The following is a 656-nucleotide window of genomic DNA, read 5'->3' as shown; positions in this document are numbered from 1 at the left end:
TCTTACTGCGTCATAAATTTTGGCGAGACATGCGCACTACGGTTGGAACGGCACAACATGGGCATCGAGCCAGAGTTGCGGCGAGCGCGACCATCAATCTTCGGCGCATCGTTGCGACTGAATTCGGGACATGACGTTCGGTTCGCAGCGGCGGAGCCTCGGGGGCGGTAACCGTTGGGAATGGCAAGTTCCTTGAACGGCCTGACGGAACGAGATCCTGAGGGGGGAATCGTCTCCCTCTCGGAGACCAGGAAGCCATAAGCCGCGATACACAATGTGGCGTGGTGGTGGAAACCGCGCCATCCGCGCCCTTCAAAATGCCCGAGCCCGACCTCTTGCTTGAGTTCCTGATAGTCGCGTTCGATGCGCCAACGCAACTTGGTCAGATCGACCAGCGCCTGGAAGGTAGTGTCTTGTGGAAGTGTTGAGAGCCAGTATTTGGTGGGCTGATCCTCGCCCATGGGCCACTCGATCAGCAGCCACTCTGCCGGCCGGCTGTCCGTGAGATTGTAATCACGGTGCGCGACACGAACGCGCACGCGCGCAAAGCGCGATGACAACCATCCAGCCGCCCCCTCCCGCCATTTGATGGTGTGCCAGGCGCGCTTGGGCAGGCCGAGAGCAAGCTTTTTGACCGAGATCGGTTGGTGCTTATC

At 59.8% G+C, this 656-nt stretch carries 1 protein-coding gene; it reads right to left on the bottom strand.

Annotation, left to right across the window (positions count from 1 at the left end):
• Positions 1–2: 2 nt before the first annotated feature.
• Positions 3–656: IS701 family transposase (locus tag H8A95_RS43380; protein ID WP_229188498.1), on the bottom strand; the 654-nt coding region annotated here is incomplete at its 5' end.

The sequence above is a fragment of the Bradyrhizobium oropedii genome (assembly GCF_020889685.1).
GTDB lineage: Bacteria > Pseudomonadota > Alphaproteobacteria > Rhizobiales > Xanthobacteraceae > Bradyrhizobium > Bradyrhizobium oropedii.
Note: the sequence above shows the minus strand (reverse complement) of the source record. Positions and strands in the feature narration are given on the sequence as shown.